Below are 16,618 nucleotides of genomic sequence, written 5' to 3'. Positions count from 1 at the left end.
ACCTGCCTTCCCATCGATTGCTATATAACATCCACGGTTTTTAATTTGTGGTAAAAATGTTAAAAAAAACAATCGCTTCTTTTTTACGCAAAAAAATCAATAATGAAACGCTCATAAATAACAGTGAGAGTTTCCAGTGCTTCAAGAGTTACACACTCATCTACCATATGCATCGATTGCCCCGGTAAACCAAATTCAACCACTGGGCAATAATCCTTAATGAATCGCGCATCCGAAGTCCCCCCTGAAGTTGAACATTCTGGTGTATTTCCTGTTACACTTTTAATAGCATTTGATAAAAGCTTAACGATTTTATCATTTTTTGTCAAAAAAACATCTCCCAAACTTGGAATCCATTCCAACTTATAGGAGGGGTATTGATCAGACTTGTTTTTTGGTTGTATTGAAGCAAGGCGCTTTTCAATTTCTGCCATAAGCATTTCTTTTGTCCAAAGATCGTTGTAGCGTATATTAAAACGGATTGTCGTTTGCGCTGGAATAATATTCACCGCCGAATTCCCCGTATCAACAGTTGTTAATTCCAAATTACTTGGTTGAAAATTTTCCGATCCTTGATCTAAAGCAGTTTGTGTCAACGCTTGAATAAGCTTACTTGCTAAGGGCAATGGATTAGCTGCTCGCTCAGGAAAAGCAACGTGTCCTTGGCAACCTTTAACCGTGATGATACCAGAAATTGATCCTCGACGTCCAATCTTGATCACATCACCAACAACTTTTACGCTTGTTGGTTCTCCCACAAGAGCTGCAGTCCATTTTTCACCTTTTTGTTCTGCCCATTTGAGAAGTTTGACTGTACCGTTAACAGCAGGGCCTTCTTCATCACCGGTAATCAGAAAGCTTACCATTCCTTTAATGGACTTTTTTTCAAGAACTCGAGCCAGTGCCGCAACAAAACAAGCAATTCCACCCTTCATATCAACAGCACCCCGCCCATATAACTTCCCTTGATCTATGACAGCTTCAAAAGGAGGATGTATCCAGTGTTCCAACGCACCTGGTGGCACAACATCAGTATGGCCCGCAAACATAAGATGCAGCCCTTCTCCCCCCATTTTTGCATAAAGATTTTCAACATCTTCTGTATTTTTATCCGAAAAAACAGGACGTTCAATATGAAACCCCATCTTTGCTAGAAATTGTTCCAAAGTTGATAAGGCACCCGCTTCATGAGGTGTGACAGAAGGACAACGAATAAGAGCCTGTAATAGTTGAAGTGGATCTGTAAGGACAGGCATAGCGCTTTTCCAATCTGAACTGAGGGATCACCAGAAATTATTAAGCTGAATTATAAAAAAGATAAAGCAAAAACATTGAAAGCACTCAGCACACTAGGCAGGGGAAGACAATCGTGCTGAGGCTTCAATGGCTTCTTCACCCATGAGTGACAAAGCACACACATAACGGCACACTCAACAAAAAGTTCCATCAAATATTACCTTATTAAGGGCTTTTTATATTTCTAACTTATATGAATGAAAATTGATTGCTTGCAGCATATGACCATTTTCCTTCAACCAAGCACGATACGTTTTACTATCTGGACAAAGCTTTTCACAAAGGTTCCAAAACTTTGGTCCGTGATTCATTTCAACAAGATGAGCGACTTCATGCGCAACGACATATTCAACAATTTCTTTTGGTGCCATAATAAGGCGCCAAGAAAAAGAAAGACGCTTGTCTATTGAACAAGATCCCCAACGACTTTTCGTATCTTTATAACAAACTGACTTCACTTTACGCTCTACTTTACGTGTATAATATGCAACCAATGGCGCTATAGTAAGCGCTGCCTGTTTTTTTAGAACATCAGCAACACGTCTTGGCAAATATTCTAATTGACCATAAACGATAATTTGAGGTTTTTGTCCTGCTTCTCCTACAATAATTTCCGATACTCCACGCCCTTCTTTATGTCTTATGGTATGCGCGACACCCAATACAGGAATTGTTGTACCTTTTCTGAGATACGCATTTTCGTGAGAAACACATACACGCGTGAGACGCGCTTCAATCCAAAATCGGTGCTTTTCAATGAAACCTTGAACCGAACAAAGACTTAGCGTTGGCGGTGCTGTTACACAAATTCCCTGCCCGCTTGCATCAATACGCAATGTAAGACGACGTGCACATTTATGTTTGCGTACACGTAGAGGCACAATACGATCAGAGAAAATAAAATGTTGTTCATAAACGGTCATACATTATGTCTTCATCATCAATGAACTTGCCCCCTTATCCTGCATTAATTCTGTCAATTAATGACCTCAACACTGTTTCGAGGCATACTAAATCCTGCGGACGCGAAAGCCGATGATCTGCATCACGAATAAGTGTTAATGTTACATCATGTAAAGGCAAATGATCAAGTAAAGACAATGTATGCTGATAGGGTATTTCTGTATCTTCCATCCCTTGCAAAATATGAACCGGACACCCAACATCAATGCATCCTTTCATAACACAGTTGTCTCGTCCATCTTCAATCAAAGCCTTTGTAAAGGGCATCGGCTCGGTATCACCAACTGCAGGTCGTTCAATATACCCTTTTTCTTCCAAAATTTTCCATTCCTCCGGCCCTAATTCTGGTTCCACTAATGTTTGCGTAAAATCAGGAGCCGGCGCAATCAACACCATACCAGCAAGGCTCTTATTTTTCTGCGCTAGCATCATAGCAAGCTTGAGAGCAATCCATCCCCCCATAGAGGAACCAATCAAAATTTGTGGTCCTTCACAATAAGCTTCAAAAGTTGCCAGACTTTCCTTCACCCAACGTGAAATCGTTCCTTGAAAAAAATCACCCTCAGACTCTCCATGGCCAGAATAATCAAAACGTAAACAAGACAAGTCATTCTTCTGAGCAAAATTATCAACCATCACCGCCTTACTCCCCAACATATCGGATTGATAGCCAGAAAGCCAAACAAGACTAGGAGAGCTGCGGCCTTTACGATGACGCACTGCGAGAGCAGTACCTTCAAACGAAAAAAATTGGCAAGAAATATTTTGGTCCATGATTCTTTTCCTTCATAAAACATTTTCTATTATAAAAGAAAAACTTCTATCTTCCAAATCAGCCCACAAAGTCATAAATCAAATAATGAAAAAGGCGCGAATTCTAGTTGTTTTTCTGTGTATAATTGTATATTAAATTATATTGTAGATTAATCAAAATTAAGGAGCATAAACCATTCGTAGACCGTTTAAAATAACACCTACCCAAAAAGACGGGCCACGCTCAAATCAGGACATTCGGGTTCCTCGCGTTCAGCTTATCAATGATGAAGGACAACATCAGGGAATTGTTGCAATACAAGAAGCACTTGCTATGGCCGTAGATGCAGGGCTTGATTTGGTTGAAATTGTACCAAATGCAGAACCGCCCGTGTGTAAAATCATCGATTTGGGCAAATTGAAATATCAAACCCAAAAAAAAGCCGCTGAAACACGTAAAAAGCAAAAGGTCATCGAAATCAAAGAGATTAAGATGCGTCCCAATGTTGATGTCCATGATTATGAAGTTAAGCTCAAAGCCGTTCATCGCTTTATTGGTAATGGTGATAAAGTAAAGGTTACTTTGCGTTTTCGTGGTCGTGAAATGGCACACCAAGATCTTGGGTTAAAGCTTCTTCAGCGGGTGAAAGAGGATACCAGTGAAATTGCTAAAATCGAATCTGAACCAAAACTCGAAGGCCGTCAAATGATGATGGTGATAGCACCTAAGTAATATTTCATTAGGATAATATATGAAATGCGACTCATCTAGAGTTGAGTATATGGATATGATTTAAAAGTGCCGCATATTGTTGCTGTGGTACTTTTAAATTGGTGGCTGTTATGCGCCAGCTTCTCCCATTAAGAAAATACTCTTTATTATCAAAACGACTAAATGTCTTTAATTAAGAGTGCTTCAATCTTGCATAAAACAACAATAAAATATAGAAGCGCTTCATGATCAAAAAACAAATTTCTGCTTTTGATAAACATCTTATCATCCGTCTTCTGCGAGAAAATTTTCATAAACATGCACGTTGGTACGGAGCTGCTATTTTTTCAATGATCATTATTTCCTGCACAACGGCAGCCAGTGCATGGATTATGCGTGACGTTGTCAATTATATTATTGACGCGCAAAATTTTGGTATGATTGTTCTGACTTCCAGTGTCATCGCTTTCATTTTTATCCTCAAAGGGATTGCAACTTTTTCCCAAACTTACTTTTTGAGCAAAGCAGGCAACAGTATTGTTGCTGAACAACAGCGCAAAATTTACGCGCGCCTTATGGAACAGGGAGTCTCTTTTTATCATAATAATACCTCATCTGACCTTCTTGTGCGCGTAACCCACAACGCTACAGCCGCGCGTAATATCATTGATACAATTATTACAACTTTTGTACGCGATTTACTTTCTGTTAGCGGCCTATTGCTTGTCATGTTCATTCAAAATTTTACGTTAATTGCCATTACTTTAATAGTAGGACCACTGGCTTTTTTAGGGATTCGAATGGCTTTAAAACGTGTTCGTAGCCTTGTGGAAAAAGAACTCCTTTCGCTTGGTGAAATTATCAAAATCGTGCAAGAAAGTTCTACTGGTATTCGGGTTATCAAAGCTTTTTCATTAGAAGAGCTCATGAAAAAACGTATGGACGAAGCTATTTGCGATGTTGAAAAACAAGCAAACACTATTGCAACACTTCAAGCCATTACAAATCCAATTATGGAAACCCTCGCTGGTGTTGCCATTGCGGGTATTATCTGTTTTTCCGGTTATCTTGCAACCCAGCGTACAGGTGTTCAAGGTGAGTTCATGTCTTTTATTGTTGCTCTACTTCTTGCTTACGAGCCTGCAAAAAGACTCGCAAATGTACGTGTTAAAATTGAAGCTGGCTTGGTCAATATCCGTACTATGTTTGAAATTCTTGATCGTCCTCTTACTGTTATAGAACATGCAAAAGCTAAAGATTTAGATAAAACACAAGGAACTATCCGTTTTGAAAATGTTTCTTTTGCATATACGGATAACAAAATGGTGTTGAGGAATATTAATCTAGAGATAGAACCTAGAAAAACAACAGCGTTGGTAGGGCCATCTGGTTCGGGAAAATCAACCCTTATAAACCTTATTATGCGCCTTTATGACCCCACAAAGGGACGCATATTGATTAATGATCAAGACATTCGTTATACTACATTTCGCTCCCTTAGAAATCTGATAGCCTATGTAGGGCAGGATACTTTTCTCTTTCAAGGAACTGTTAAATATAATATTGAGCTTGGAAAAGCAGGAGCCTGCGACGACGACATTATTAAAGCAGCAAAAGCAGCCAATGCTCACGACTTTATTATGGATCTACCAAATGGCTATGATACACAGATAGGTGATAATGGCTGTAATCTTTCAGGTGGACAAAAACAACGACTCGCTATCGCCAGAGCAATGCTTCATGATAGTGAAATTCTGATTCTTGATGAAGCAACAAGTGCATTAGATTCGCATACTGAAGCACAAATTAATGAAGCCCTTCATCATCTCACAAAAGGACGCACGACTATCACCATTGCCCATCGCCTTTCAACGATTGCTCGCGCTCATAAAATTATCGTTATACAAAATGGTCAACTGGTCGAACAAGGTACTCAAAAAGAATTGCTTGCAAAGGAAAATGGTTTTTACAAAAAACTTCATAATATCCAATTCAAACAGCATAAATCTTAATTTCTATATACCTAAGTAAGCATTTGTGATAAAAAGTGGATAGATAGCCATATTCCTTTGTAAATAATAGAGGTGTTCTCAAGAGGAAGTTATTACATTAAGCACAACGATTGGCAAAAAATTTACAATTTATTGAAGACACATTTTCAGGATTTGTATGAGAATTGAAGAACTTCCCTGTTGTTTTATTGAAGAAATTCATCTTATTTTACAAACAAGGGCTCAATAGCAAGAGTTTCCTCTTTCCGCAGGCAAATGGTGTAGCATCCGTAAACATTATGAATTTTTGTGGCTGCAAAAAAGTAGACTTCAAATTTTGAAACAGCTGCCAAAAACTATAATGATAAATCTGGATGATACACCTTTATCTGCCACCTATTTCCGTGCTGCCTGTTATAGATTACATCGCAAATTGTCGATAAGCTTAGCATAAAAAGAAACATTGAAGAGAAACAAGTTAAGGATTTATCATTAAACTTCTTCTTGTAGCGGATGCCTTGGACTAAACTGTACGTTTTACTCTCATGTCTAGGAACTAGAATGACATTAAGCACCTTAATTTTTTGAAAGATAAAATACACACGTTTTGCTGATAAAAGTTATAATCCCAATACGCTAAAAAAACAGGTGAAAAGTAAAACAATATTCCTATTATTCCTTACTGCTAAAAAAGGAAAATCTTGCATAGCTATGATAGTTATCATTACAAAAAAGTGACCTTATAAAATGCATCTTCAAGGAAACACAACACATTGACTTATAATGATAATTCATTGTTTTGCAATTTGAATGGGACCTCTGAATACTGTAAGATTTTTTCATTTTAAATCCTTGCCATGCAGGAATCAAAAAATTGTTTTCTTGTACATCGCAAGACAAGTCAGCGCGTGAATAAGAAACTATTTAGGCAAGCAATAAATATACATTTCATAAACCGTCTCAATGCAAGAACAGTTGGCAAAATTAGAAGCTGACAAAGTAAATGATGTGCCCGCTTGACTCTTGCATTAGTAAAGATTGGTGGTGCCCAACGGATTTTGCGTTATACTCTTTACCAGTGCCAGCGTGGGGTGCAATTTGGAGCAACGAGAAATATTAAAACAAGCACGTGAATGAGCAATATAACAAAGTGCTGCTTTTCGTGAAAAGCTTGCCCCTCACTGAGAAAATGTAATAAACAAAAAACAAATATTTCAGACGTATCTTCTCACGATTTTATAAAAAATCTTCTTCTTTTATGAGATTCCTCATCCCAGTTTTAATCTTCCTCTGCCTTAGAGAGTTAAGTGCATAACACTTCAGTAATTGGAACTTAAGAACTTCAATCGTTAATAGTCTCTTTCATAAAATAAACCCACACTAGAATTTTTTTCATTTCCTATGGCGCCTTTAGCTTTGAGATTGCGTGAAATGTCTAAATTAATTGTCCCTTTCGTCTTTCCATCCGATCCTGCTTCAAAGCCTAAATAAATGTTATTGTGTATATAACGTCCAACGCGTAAACCCGTATTACCTTTTTCATCAACGATAACATCAAGATCATCAAGACCAATTTTAGCCCGTAGAGCATTCAATAAAGATGTATTAGAAGCTCCTGCAAGATCAGCTGCCGCTGCCGCAAGCTGAGCAATCTGAAATGGTGATAACTCATTAAGAGAGCGATTAAAAATCAAACGTGCCAAGATCTCATCCTGTGGCAAATTTGGTTGTGAAGAAAAATTAATATCAAGATTATCAATCGTTCCACTTATAGTTACCGTAACGCGAATATCACCACTATTATTGTTGGTGACAAAATAAACCGTAGGATTAAGATTACCGCTAAAACTTGCTTGTCCTTGGTCAAAATTAAGATGCTGTGAAAGAATATCAAAACGTCCACGAATCATCCTAAACTCACCAACTGGTTGCACATCATTCAGTGGTCCTGCTAAGTTAATGCGCCCTCCTAGTTCAGTATCTAACCCTCGTCCACGTACAAAAAACTGATTGTGTGCCGTAATACGCATATCTGATAACATAACAGATGAAGATTCTTGAGAGATATTACGAGTTTTGGTAGTGATCTTAACGTCAGCACGTTCAAGCGTTTTTTGAATCGATTTAGTTAAATTCTTATTCTTAATATTAAGAAATTTTGCGTTTCGAAAATGATCCGGAACAAGAATTTCAGCTTTTTCAACGATGACATCACCACCAATAACAAGGTTGCCTAAAAAATGGCCCGTCATTGTCATCTTGCCGGACAACGTTGCAAGAATCATCGAACCATCATTATAATTGGCGTGATCAAGATTAAACACCAAATCTGTCTCTCCATCATGAGAAATACGGCCTGAAGCAGAAATTGATCCCCCCTCAGATGAAGAAGCTGAAGCTTTTTCTATAAGAATATGATCCCCATTCGATTTGCCTTCAATTGTTATATTGTTCAACCCTACATTTGTTTTTGAATCAAAAAAACTACCATCAACTATAGAAAGATCCCCTACCAACTGTGGCTTCAATAATTCACCATTAAGAGTTGCATCAATTCTGGCTGTACCCGTTACATGCGCACCACGCTTAGCTAATAATAGATCAATAAAAGCAAGAGGCATTGTTCCTTTAACATTCAATCTGGCCTCTGAACCATTGAAAGAAACAGGCCCATTTATAGAGAGATCTAATCCTTTATCTCCAGTTGCTATTATATTCTCAATATGAAAAGTCGATTTTTTGTAAGAACCACGGGTATTCATATTAATCGACATAGGTCCTTTATGCGTCATAGCAGTCAAGTTTTGACTAGAAAGTTCAAAATGAGCAGATGGATCTTTCATTGTTCCACCAATATCAACCTTGCCTACAATTGTTCCTCCAAGCGCTTGTCCTTCAATAAAACTATTAACCAAACGCGCAGGAAAATCTTGCAAATTAACATGGAGATCAAGCGTATTTTTATCTAAAGATATACGACCTTGTGCTTGTGCTTGTACCCCTTCTCCCATTAAATTTGTATTCAAAATAAGGTTTTGTTCTACTGTTTTACCTGTAGCAGCAAGCACAAATGGCATTACGTTTTTATCTTGAAGAGCATTAGTTGTTAGCCCCTCACCTTTTATATCATAGGTCACATCAGGTTTTTTAAAAGGACCTCGAATTATAACCTGCCCTGTTAAAGTACCAGCTGCTCCAAGATTGGATTTCCATAAATTGGCTAAAGCAGCAGGAAGCGCATTCATTGTTAGGTGCAGATTAAGGGTATCTTGCACATTTCCTGAAAGTATAACTTTGCCTCCATTAATTGCGATTCCTAATTCATTTATTGTCATTCCATCTTTATCAAAAAAAATCGTAGCCGATTTAGGCAATGTCGCATGAAGATTGTGTTGTTTAACATCTATGGTTTCAATCTGCACTTCTCGTTTTATACCTTCTGGAAATCTCGCTGTAACCATACGGCCAGAAAGTCGTGCGTTTGTATCATTAGGCAACATCGCTTTAACATTAAAAACTGTTTGCCCATCGTTGCCATTAGCGTGAGCATTTAAACGATTAACCATCATAAAAGGCGTTTGGATATGGTCTGCATTGATAAAACCTTCAAACTGAGCCATACCCAAAGGGTCAAATACATCTGCTTTGACTTCCAACTTTTTAATTTTATTCTTTGCAAAGCTTAAACGGTCAACATGCGCCTTTAGGTTGGCTTTTTGCCTGCCATTTTGTTCGTCAAAAATAAAATCTCCTTTTACCTTTCCACTACCCTCCTGCAAAAATAATGCAGCAAGCACTGAAATATCATCAGCGTCAATATGCAAAGCTCCTTTCACAAAACCTCCAAGTTTTTGAGAAAGGTCACCGGTTATTTTTGCACTTCCCCCTCTAATATTGATATCTTCAAGTTTTCGAATTTGATTAGAATCCTTAAAAGAAGCAGATAAATGCAATGGTTTCTCAGAAAAAGTTCCTTCTCCCTTTATAGAACCCGTTAAAGAAGCACTCGGAGATGTATTATCCATCAAAGTTTTTATAGTAAGTGTTGTGTTCTTTAGTTTTTTCCCCACTAAAAATGCTTCAGCAACATGGGCATTTGTATTAAATTTTATAAGGTTATTACGCCCTCTAGCAGTACTTTGGACTGTGAGTGCACCGTTCATTCTCGAATCCAATTTGGCTAAATCAGATATTTGAGCATAGAAATCCATTTTAGCGCTCTCACTTGAAAAATATCCATCAGCTTTTATGTTTGCGTATTGACTTTTCAAATCTAAACGACGCAAAATCAAACTCGCCGTGTCGTAAGCAGCACCACCTGAAAGAATAAAATTTCCTTTGAAAAAACGATCAAAAGGCTCCACACCTATTTTCATATTGTCAGCCATCCCTGATAATTCAAGATCAAAAACGCCGTCAATTAAACCGATAGTTCCTTTGGCTTTAATATCTGTACTACCAGAGAGTGATTGTCTACTCAGTAAACTAAAAGGAGCTAGTGTTTGGGCTTTTAAACCAAGGTCACCTTTAAAAACAAAACGATTCATTTTTCCTTTTAACCAAGCAGAAAACCCCTGACCCGTAATACTAAAATCATGAATCAAAACTGGCTTTTTAGAAACAACATCCGTATCTAAATGCACATGAACTGTTTGTCCTAGACCTTCTCCCAATGTGCTCTTACTTTTTTCAATCCCTTGAAGCGTTCCCTTAATTTGAATACCAACATGACGAGAAGCTGCATTATCAAGATTTTCGCTCACTCCCCCCATATCAAAAATCGCATCACGAATACGAATATTTTTATTGCTCAACTGATGTACAACAAGCCGACCATTCCAAGATTGTTGCCCTTCACGGCCATAATCAATATTTAAAGCAAGATTATCCGCACGCATTGGCGTTTCTGACGCTGATAAATGAGTAGCACCATTTTCCTTATCAAGAGCCATTTTGCCATCAATAAAAAGCCGCCGCAAAAATCCATCTGTTGTTATTTCAGCATTAGCCAAAATATTCATTGTTTTGCTCTGAATCACCATATGATCAAGGTGCTTCACACCTTCTTTTGTTATTCTCGCCTCTGCTTTCAACGTCATATCAGATTCAAAGAGGCTACGATATTGTGGAGGTATCAAAGGACCGAGTGTTCCTACTAGTTTAGTAGAAAAACCGTGCCCTTCTGCAACACTTGCGAGAATAACATTGCCATGCAAAACAGGATGATGATTGGCTTCTAAAGAAAGGCTGACAACTAAATCATCGAAAGTACCATCACCTCTTATGGAAAGATTTAATGCAGGACGCTTTTCAATGTTAAAAATATTCGCCAAAATGCCATTTTGTGATTCATCAACAGAAATATCAATTTTAGCTGTACGATTGCTATCGGATATCTTCGTTAAAATAGAGAAAGATCCCGGTGCATCTAAACGATGCGCCGCTATATCGACATCAAAATCACCATTAGCTAAGGTTAGATTCCCTTTTAAGGACACATCAGCAGAAAAACCCAAGAGTCCCTGTTCAAACACTACGTGTTTAGCCGTAAGCGTGTTTATAGAAATGTCAAGTGGCAATTTTGGCAAAGAAAACTTCCTCGCCTCAAGAGAAGCAATAAGAGAAAAATTGTCATGCGGTTTGCGTAAAAACGTAATCTGTTCTGCTGAAAGCTGGTTAATATCTATACGTCCTCTCAGTAACGCTAGACGGTTCCAATCCATTTTAGCATTGGTAATTTTAAGCCAAACACCTTTTTTATCACTCACAGTAATAGCATCAATTGATGCTTGAGACGATAATACCCCCTGCATATTATATAAACGAACTTGGCGATTAGATGCTGAAAGTCCGCGTTCAATCAAAGAAACAAACCATGAACGATCATTTGCTGTTGCTTCGCTAGAAGATGAATTGCCTTTCTGGGCAAAAACAAAAGCGCCCATCAAAAAAAATGAAAGACCAAATAAGAAAGCCGATAAACGCACACTTTTTTTCATTAAAACGCTTGCCCTATACCCACATAAAAACCAATACGAGGATCACTTTTCCCCCGCTTAAGAGGAAAAGCTAAATCAATGCGTAAAGGACCAATACCTGTCATATAGCGACCTCCAATACCGGCTCCCCATTTTATTTTTTGAGAAAAATCAGCAAACGCTTTTCCCCCTACGAACCCTCCATCAAGAAAACTGACAACCCCTATCTTATCATTTAAAGAAAAACGTAACTCTGCTGACCCCTCAACAAGCGCCCGCCCCCCAACAATAGCATCTTGTTCTGTTTTGATACCAATATTGCGATAAGCATAACCACGAACAGACCCACCACCACCAGCAAAAAAGAGCGTATCTGAAGGTACTTGTGCTTTATCACTTCCAAGAATTTTACCAAACTTTGCCCGCGCTGCAAAAATAAAACGATCCTTTTCATCCAGCGCCCAATAAGAACGACCTTCCACAGTCATTTTTGCTACAAAATTGTTAGAGCGTATTTCATAAAAAGGTTCAACACTCACCTCACCATACAAGCCTTTGGTCGCATTAAATTTGTTATTACGACTATCGTAAATCAAACTACTAGGTAACCCAATTGTTGTAAAATGACGGTTCCCAAAATAGACATCGTGTGAATAACCATTAGAAGCTTCTATAGCAACCTGTCCTGATAAATTACTATTAAAGATATGCGTTATACCAAACTTTCCTTTGATGGCTTTTGTAGTGTAATTGTCTAGGACATCTTGCTGTATTTTTAATTCTGTTCTAAAATCCGTATCAGGAGTGAATATACCAGGCTTTATAAACGTGCTGCCGAAAAGATAATCAAAATTTTTCAGATTATACGATTCCTTCTTGTTACTGCCAATACCGCTTATTTTCGTCTCAACTTTAAGACGTTCTGCATGGCCAAAAAGATTGTTATGCATCCAATAAGCTTCAAAACCAGTACCATCTAATGTTGAATAGCTACCGCCTACACCGAAACGACGTGGTTTACGTTCTTCTAAAACAAGCATAAGCGGTAAACTCCCATCAGGGTTAATTGACTCGGCCTCACGTATATTCACAGCACGAAAAATATTAAGTCTTGCAAGCCTTTCATTCGCTTTGGCTAATGCATCAGAATCATATTTTTGGCCTACCTTCAGTCCTGTCATCCATGCAATATAAGCTGAATCCACGCTTGGCTTCTTACTAACATTACGCACAGTTAAAGGGCCGTAATAAGCTTCTTGTCCAAGATCAACAGTAATCTGCGCATCAATGAGACGTGACGCATGATCAGCAACAACTTCACTTTTCATAACTTTAGCTTTAGCATAACCCTGCCGACGCCATCCTTCAATTGCCCATCTTTCTGCTTTCAGAATGGTTTCAGATTTGGCAACAGCCCCAACCTGATAACCCAATTCTGCAATTGTGGGCATTCTATTGGTTTTATATTTTACGAATGGAGCAACTTTATCGATACCTGCAACACTAAAAATATATTGTGGACCGGCATCAATGGTAATAACGATATTAGATTGTGCTGGAAGTTGAGTCACCGGGCTTAAATCAGCAGCTTCTAAGCCATTAATCTTAATACTAATAACACCGCCGTAGCGTCCATCAGCATAAAGAGCAGAAAGAATTGCCTGATAATCTGAACGCGCTTTAGCCAACAAGCCAGAAGAGCTGAATGCTTTATCTTGATCAACGACGAGAGAAGATACAGCTTTAACTATTTTAACGCCTTCTGATGGAGCACCTGGTGATGTAATGACATCAACTTTATAAAATTTCTCCATACCACTGACATGAGAAGGGGAATTTGTTTTCTTTTGACCAAAAAGAGGAATGCCGAAAAGCTCAAATGCTGCAAGGGGTTGCGGAAAGGCACAGACGAAGGATAGACCTATAAATACTCTGCGCATGGTTCCTGATTTAAAAAAAACTCCCGTCTGATATAACATCAAATCAGATACCTTCAATATACTTTACATCACTTTGTACTATAAATAACATCGAACAAGAAAGATAAATATACCTACTCTGGATATTTCATACGTTTGATCACAGCAAATAACATTCTTTTCTTACGATGCATAATGTCTCATCCCCTTAATTCATAAAACCCTGCACTGCTGTACAATACAAACAGCTTTTCTTCTTTTTCCCTAACACATTCATTTAGCGCATTATAAATATTTTATTTAACCGCATATAATCATGGTTAAATTTGTGCAAATTATTCTCCCTAATTACACTACAAAAGCTTGCACACGTATATAGATCTTTCACTACAGAAAACCATATAGAGACTTCTTGATTTTTATGTACGGATATGTTTGTCTCTTCGTAAGTTAAAAGAGGGGGAATAAACTGATGATCGCGCGTGTCACAACTGTTGCTTTTCGCGGTCTAGAAGCAGTACCTGTTGATGTACAGGTTATGATTTCCCCCGGTAAAATAGGAATGGCTATTGTTGGATTAGCCGATAAAGCGATCGCAGAAAGTCGTGAACGCGTACAAGCAGCTCTCCATGCTTGTGGGCTTTCTATGCCTAACAAACGGGTTACGATTAATCTTGCGCCAGCTGATCTACCTAAAGAGGGATCGCACTATGATTTGCCAATAGCTGTAGGCTTAATGCTTGCTATGGGACTTCTTCCTCCTGAGGTCGCACAAGATTACATCATTTTAGGCGAATTATCACTGGATGGTTCTATCACCGCCGTTAACGGTGTTTTACCAGCTGCAATGACAGCTTTATCACACGATAAAGGACTCATTTGTCCCCACTCATGCGGGCCTGAAGCAGCATGGGCAAATGCAGAGATGAATATTCTCGCTCCCGAGACTCTTCTCACCATGGTCAATCATTTTAAAGGAACCCAAATTCAAAAACGTCCACAACCTCGCCAATATACTATACAAACTGAGCTTCCAGACCTTTGCGAAATTAAAGGACAGAAAACCGCCAAACGGGCATTAGAAGTTTGTGCAGCTGGACGACATAATCTTTTGTTTGTAGGTCCTCCTGGCGCTGGAAAATCTATGTTAGCCCAACGCTTACCTTCCATTTTGCCACCTCTTGATAGCCGTGAGCTGTTAGACGTTTCTCTGATTGCTTCCATCACAGGAGACACAGTCCATAATACCATTTCACTTCACTGCCCTTTTCGTGCTCCGCATCATTCTGCTTCCATGGCAGCAATGATCGGTGGTGGACTTAAAGGACGACCAGGAGAAGTTTCACTCGCACATAATGGCGTTTTATTCCTTGATGAATTACCTGAATTTTCTCCACAAGTCCTTGATTCTCTTCGTCAACCTTTAGAGAGTGGAGAATGTGTTATCGCCCGCGCAAACCACCATATCAGCTATCCTGCCCGCATTCAACTCATTGCCGCAATGAACCCTTGTCGATGTGGTATGGCAGGTGAAAAAGACTATGTTTGCGCAAAAGGAGTACGCTGTCAAATCGATTATCAATCCCGCATTTCTGGTCCTCTGCTAGACCGAATTGATTTACGGATCGATGTTCCTGCTTTGACAGCTATGGATCTTATGCAACCAGAACAATCAGAAAAAAGCTGCGATGTTGCAAAACGAGTCGCACGTTCTCGTGCGATTCAAGCCAAACGTTTTGTTAAACTGGGACTTGATCATATTCGTACCAACGGTGATTGCCCTGCTAAAATCATCGAAGAAATTGCTATTCCTGACCAAAACGCAGCTAAACTCTTACGGGATGTGAGTGAAAAGATGCACCTTTCTGCACGTGCCTATCATCGCATTCTCAAAGTTGCACGCACCATTGCTGATCTCGACGAAGCAGACCATCTTTCACGCCAACATCTCGCAGAGGCTATTTCCTACCGACTGGGCACCGAAAGACTAACAGCTCTTACTTAAGGTAAAGTATTCATCGATAAAAACTAATAGGAAAATAACGCAGATAAAGCTCTGAAAGCTTGCCATCATCTTCTAGAGATTTCAGAGCATAATTGAGTATATCAACCAATTTTTCGTTCTTTTTTGCAACAGCAAGACGCATTCCTTGCCCCAATAGCTGTGGAGCCATATACGCCCCTCCAACAAAATGGCAGCAATTGATGGATTTTGCATCATTTAACCATAAAGATAAAGCAAATCCATCATCAAAAATAAGATCAATTTTATGATCCTGTAGCGCTTTATAGAGCTCTTCCCTATTGTTAAATCCCTGTCCTTTGGCTTCAGGAAAATAACTCTGGAAAAGCTTTTCATGGGCACTGTTGAATAAAAATCCACTGTTTAAATGTGCTAGTCTATCGCTGATTGGTGCATCAAGATTGACAAGTCGAGAGGCAACAAATCGAGCCGGAAAGCGTAAATAAGACTTTGTAAAAACAATATCTTGACGTGTTTTGATTGTTTCTTTTAAACCAGCGATAATCACTTCTGCTCCACCATTTTTTACATGGTCTACAAGCTCTTCCCAAGGAACAACTTCTACCTCACAAAATTTCTTAAGGCCTAATTTCGAGCAAATAGCACGCAACAAATCAATATTATAACCTGCAAGATGTCCTGTTTTGTCAAGAAAGTTAAAGGGAGGAAAATCAAAAGTTGTTACAAAACGCAAACGGATTATATCCGTTGTGTCAGGTTGTACAAAATATTCATGCGAATCAAAAAAAGAAGGCAGTTCTCCAACCGTTTCAGCTTCTGCAAAGGCGGAAAATAAAAATCCCCATGTTATAAATAACGCTCCAATAAGAGTATTAAATATATTCTTGGGAAGAAAATGTTGTAAGTGCAGTTGAAAATGTTTTGCATATATAGGTTTCTGTATGTTCAAAATTTTCACCCCATTTTGCAAAGTAAAATGTAACTCTTCTCAGATACAATATCTAACGCACTTAACTGAAATA

At 38.6% G+C, this 16,618-nt stretch carries 9 protein-coding genes; 3 read left to right on the top strand and 6 right to left on the bottom strand.

Annotated elements, in window-relative coordinates:
* Positions 1–83: 83 nt before the first annotated feature.
* From dapE to J7R13_RS01725, 3 genes are all read right to left on the bottom strand, one after another.
* Positions 84–1,256 carry a succinyl-diaminopimelate desuccinylase gene (dapE, locus tag J7R13_RS01735; protein ID WP_208437186.1) on the bottom strand — a complete coding sequence of 391 codons (1,173 nt, stop codon included), beginning with the start codon at positions 1,254–1,256 and terminating at the stop codon, positions 84–86.
* A gap of 216 nt (positions 1,257–1,472) precedes the next feature.
* Positions 1,473–2,219, bottom strand: coding sequence for a M48 family metallopeptidase (locus J7R13_RS01730; protein WP_208437185.1), 747 nt, complete (start codon positions 2,217–2,219; stop codon positions 1,473–1,475).
* Positions 2,220–2,253: 34 nt separating this feature from the next.
* Entirely contained in the window at positions 2,254–3,033 is a 780-nt protein-coding gene (locus J7R13_RS01725; RefSeq protein WP_208432393.1) for an alpha/beta hydrolase, read from the bottom strand.
* A gap of 193 nt (positions 3,034–3,226) precedes the next feature.
* Between J7R13_RS01725 and infC the strand changes: the two genes are divergently transcribed.
* The gene (gene infC / locus J7R13_RS01720; RefSeq protein WP_208437278.1) at positions 3,227–3,745 is read left to right on the top strand and encodes a translation initiation factor IF-3; all 519 of its coding nucleotides are present in this window, start codon (positions 3,227–3,229) and stop codon (positions 3,743–3,745) included.
* Between the two features lie 224 nt (positions 3,746–3,969).
* Positions 3,970–5,736 carry an ABC transporter ATP-binding protein gene (locus J7R13_RS01715; protein ID WP_208437184.1) on the top strand — a complete coding sequence of 589 codons (1,767 nt, stop codon included), beginning with the start codon at positions 3,970–3,972 and terminating at the stop codon, positions 5,734–5,736.
* A 1,328-nt stretch (positions 5,737–7,064) separates the two neighbouring features.
* On the opposite strand, the gene J7R13_RS01710 is transcribed toward J7R13_RS01715, so the two are convergent.
* Complete coding sequence (locus J7R13_RS01710) at positions 7,065–11,714, bottom strand: translocation/assembly module TamB domain-containing protein (RefSeq protein ID WP_208437183.1); 4,650 nt, start codon at positions 11,712–11,714, stop codon at positions 7,065–7,067.
* Positions 11,714–13,672: an autotransporter assembly complex protein TamA gene (locus J7R13_RS01705; protein ID WP_208437182.1), complete on the bottom strand. Its 1,959-nt coding sequence runs from the start codon at positions 13,670–13,672 to the stop codon at positions 11,714–11,716. Before J7R13_RS01705 ends, J7R13_RS01710 begins: the two co-directional genes overlap by 1 nt.
* Before the next feature lie 412 nt (positions 13,673–14,084).
* Between J7R13_RS01705 and J7R13_RS01700 the strand changes: the two genes are divergently transcribed.
* Entirely contained in the window at positions 14,085–15,617 is a 1,533-nt protein-coding gene (locus tag J7R13_RS01700) for a YifB family Mg chelatase-like AAA ATPase (RefSeq protein WP_208437181.1), read from the top strand.
* 10 nt (positions 15,618–15,627) lie between these two features.
* Here the strand turns inward: J7R13_RS01700 and J7R13_RS01695 are convergent, their stop codons facing one another.
* Entirely contained in the window at positions 15,628–16,506 is an 879-nt protein-coding gene (locus J7R13_RS01695) for an ABC transporter substrate-binding protein (protein WP_208437277.1), read from the bottom strand.
* Between the last annotated feature and the right edge of the window lie 112 nt (positions 16,507–16,618).

This window comes from Bartonella taylorii 8TBB (assembly GCF_902825155.1).
Taxonomy (GTDB): Bacteria; Pseudomonadota; Alphaproteobacteria; order Rhizobiales; family Rhizobiaceae; genus Bartonella; species Bartonella taylorii_A.
This window is presented reverse-complemented; position numbering and strand designations above follow the sequence as displayed.

Excerpts from the sequence above, each read along its gene's own strand:
- dapE (WP_208437186.1), bottom strand. The coding sequence starts at position 1,256 with ATGCCTGTCCTTACAGATCCACTTCAACTATTACAGGCTCTTATTCGT.
- J7R13_RS01730 (WP_208437185.1), bottom strand. The coding sequence starts at position 2,219 with ATGACCGTTTATGAACAACATTTTATTTTCTCTGATCGTATTGTGCCT.
- J7R13_RS01725 (WP_208432393.1), bottom strand. The coding sequence starts at position 3,033 with ATGGACCAAAATATTTCTTGCCAATTTTTTTCGTTTGAAGGTACTGCT.
- J7R13_RS01715 (WP_208437184.1), top strand. The coding sequence starts at position 3,970 with ATGATCAAAAAACAAATTTCTGCTTTTGATAAACATCTTATCATCCGT.
- J7R13_RS01710 (WP_208437183.1), bottom strand. The coding sequence starts at position 11,714 with ATGAAAAAAAGTGTGCGTTTATCGGCTTTCTTATTTGGTCTTTCATTT.
- J7R13_RS01705 (WP_208437182.1), bottom strand. The coding sequence starts at position 13,672 with ATGTTATATCAGACGGGAGTTTTTTTTAAATCAGGAACCATGCGCAGA.
- J7R13_RS01700 (WP_208437181.1), top strand. The coding sequence starts at position 14,085 with ATGATCGCGCGTGTCACAACTGTTGCTTTTCGCGGTCTAGAAGCAGTA.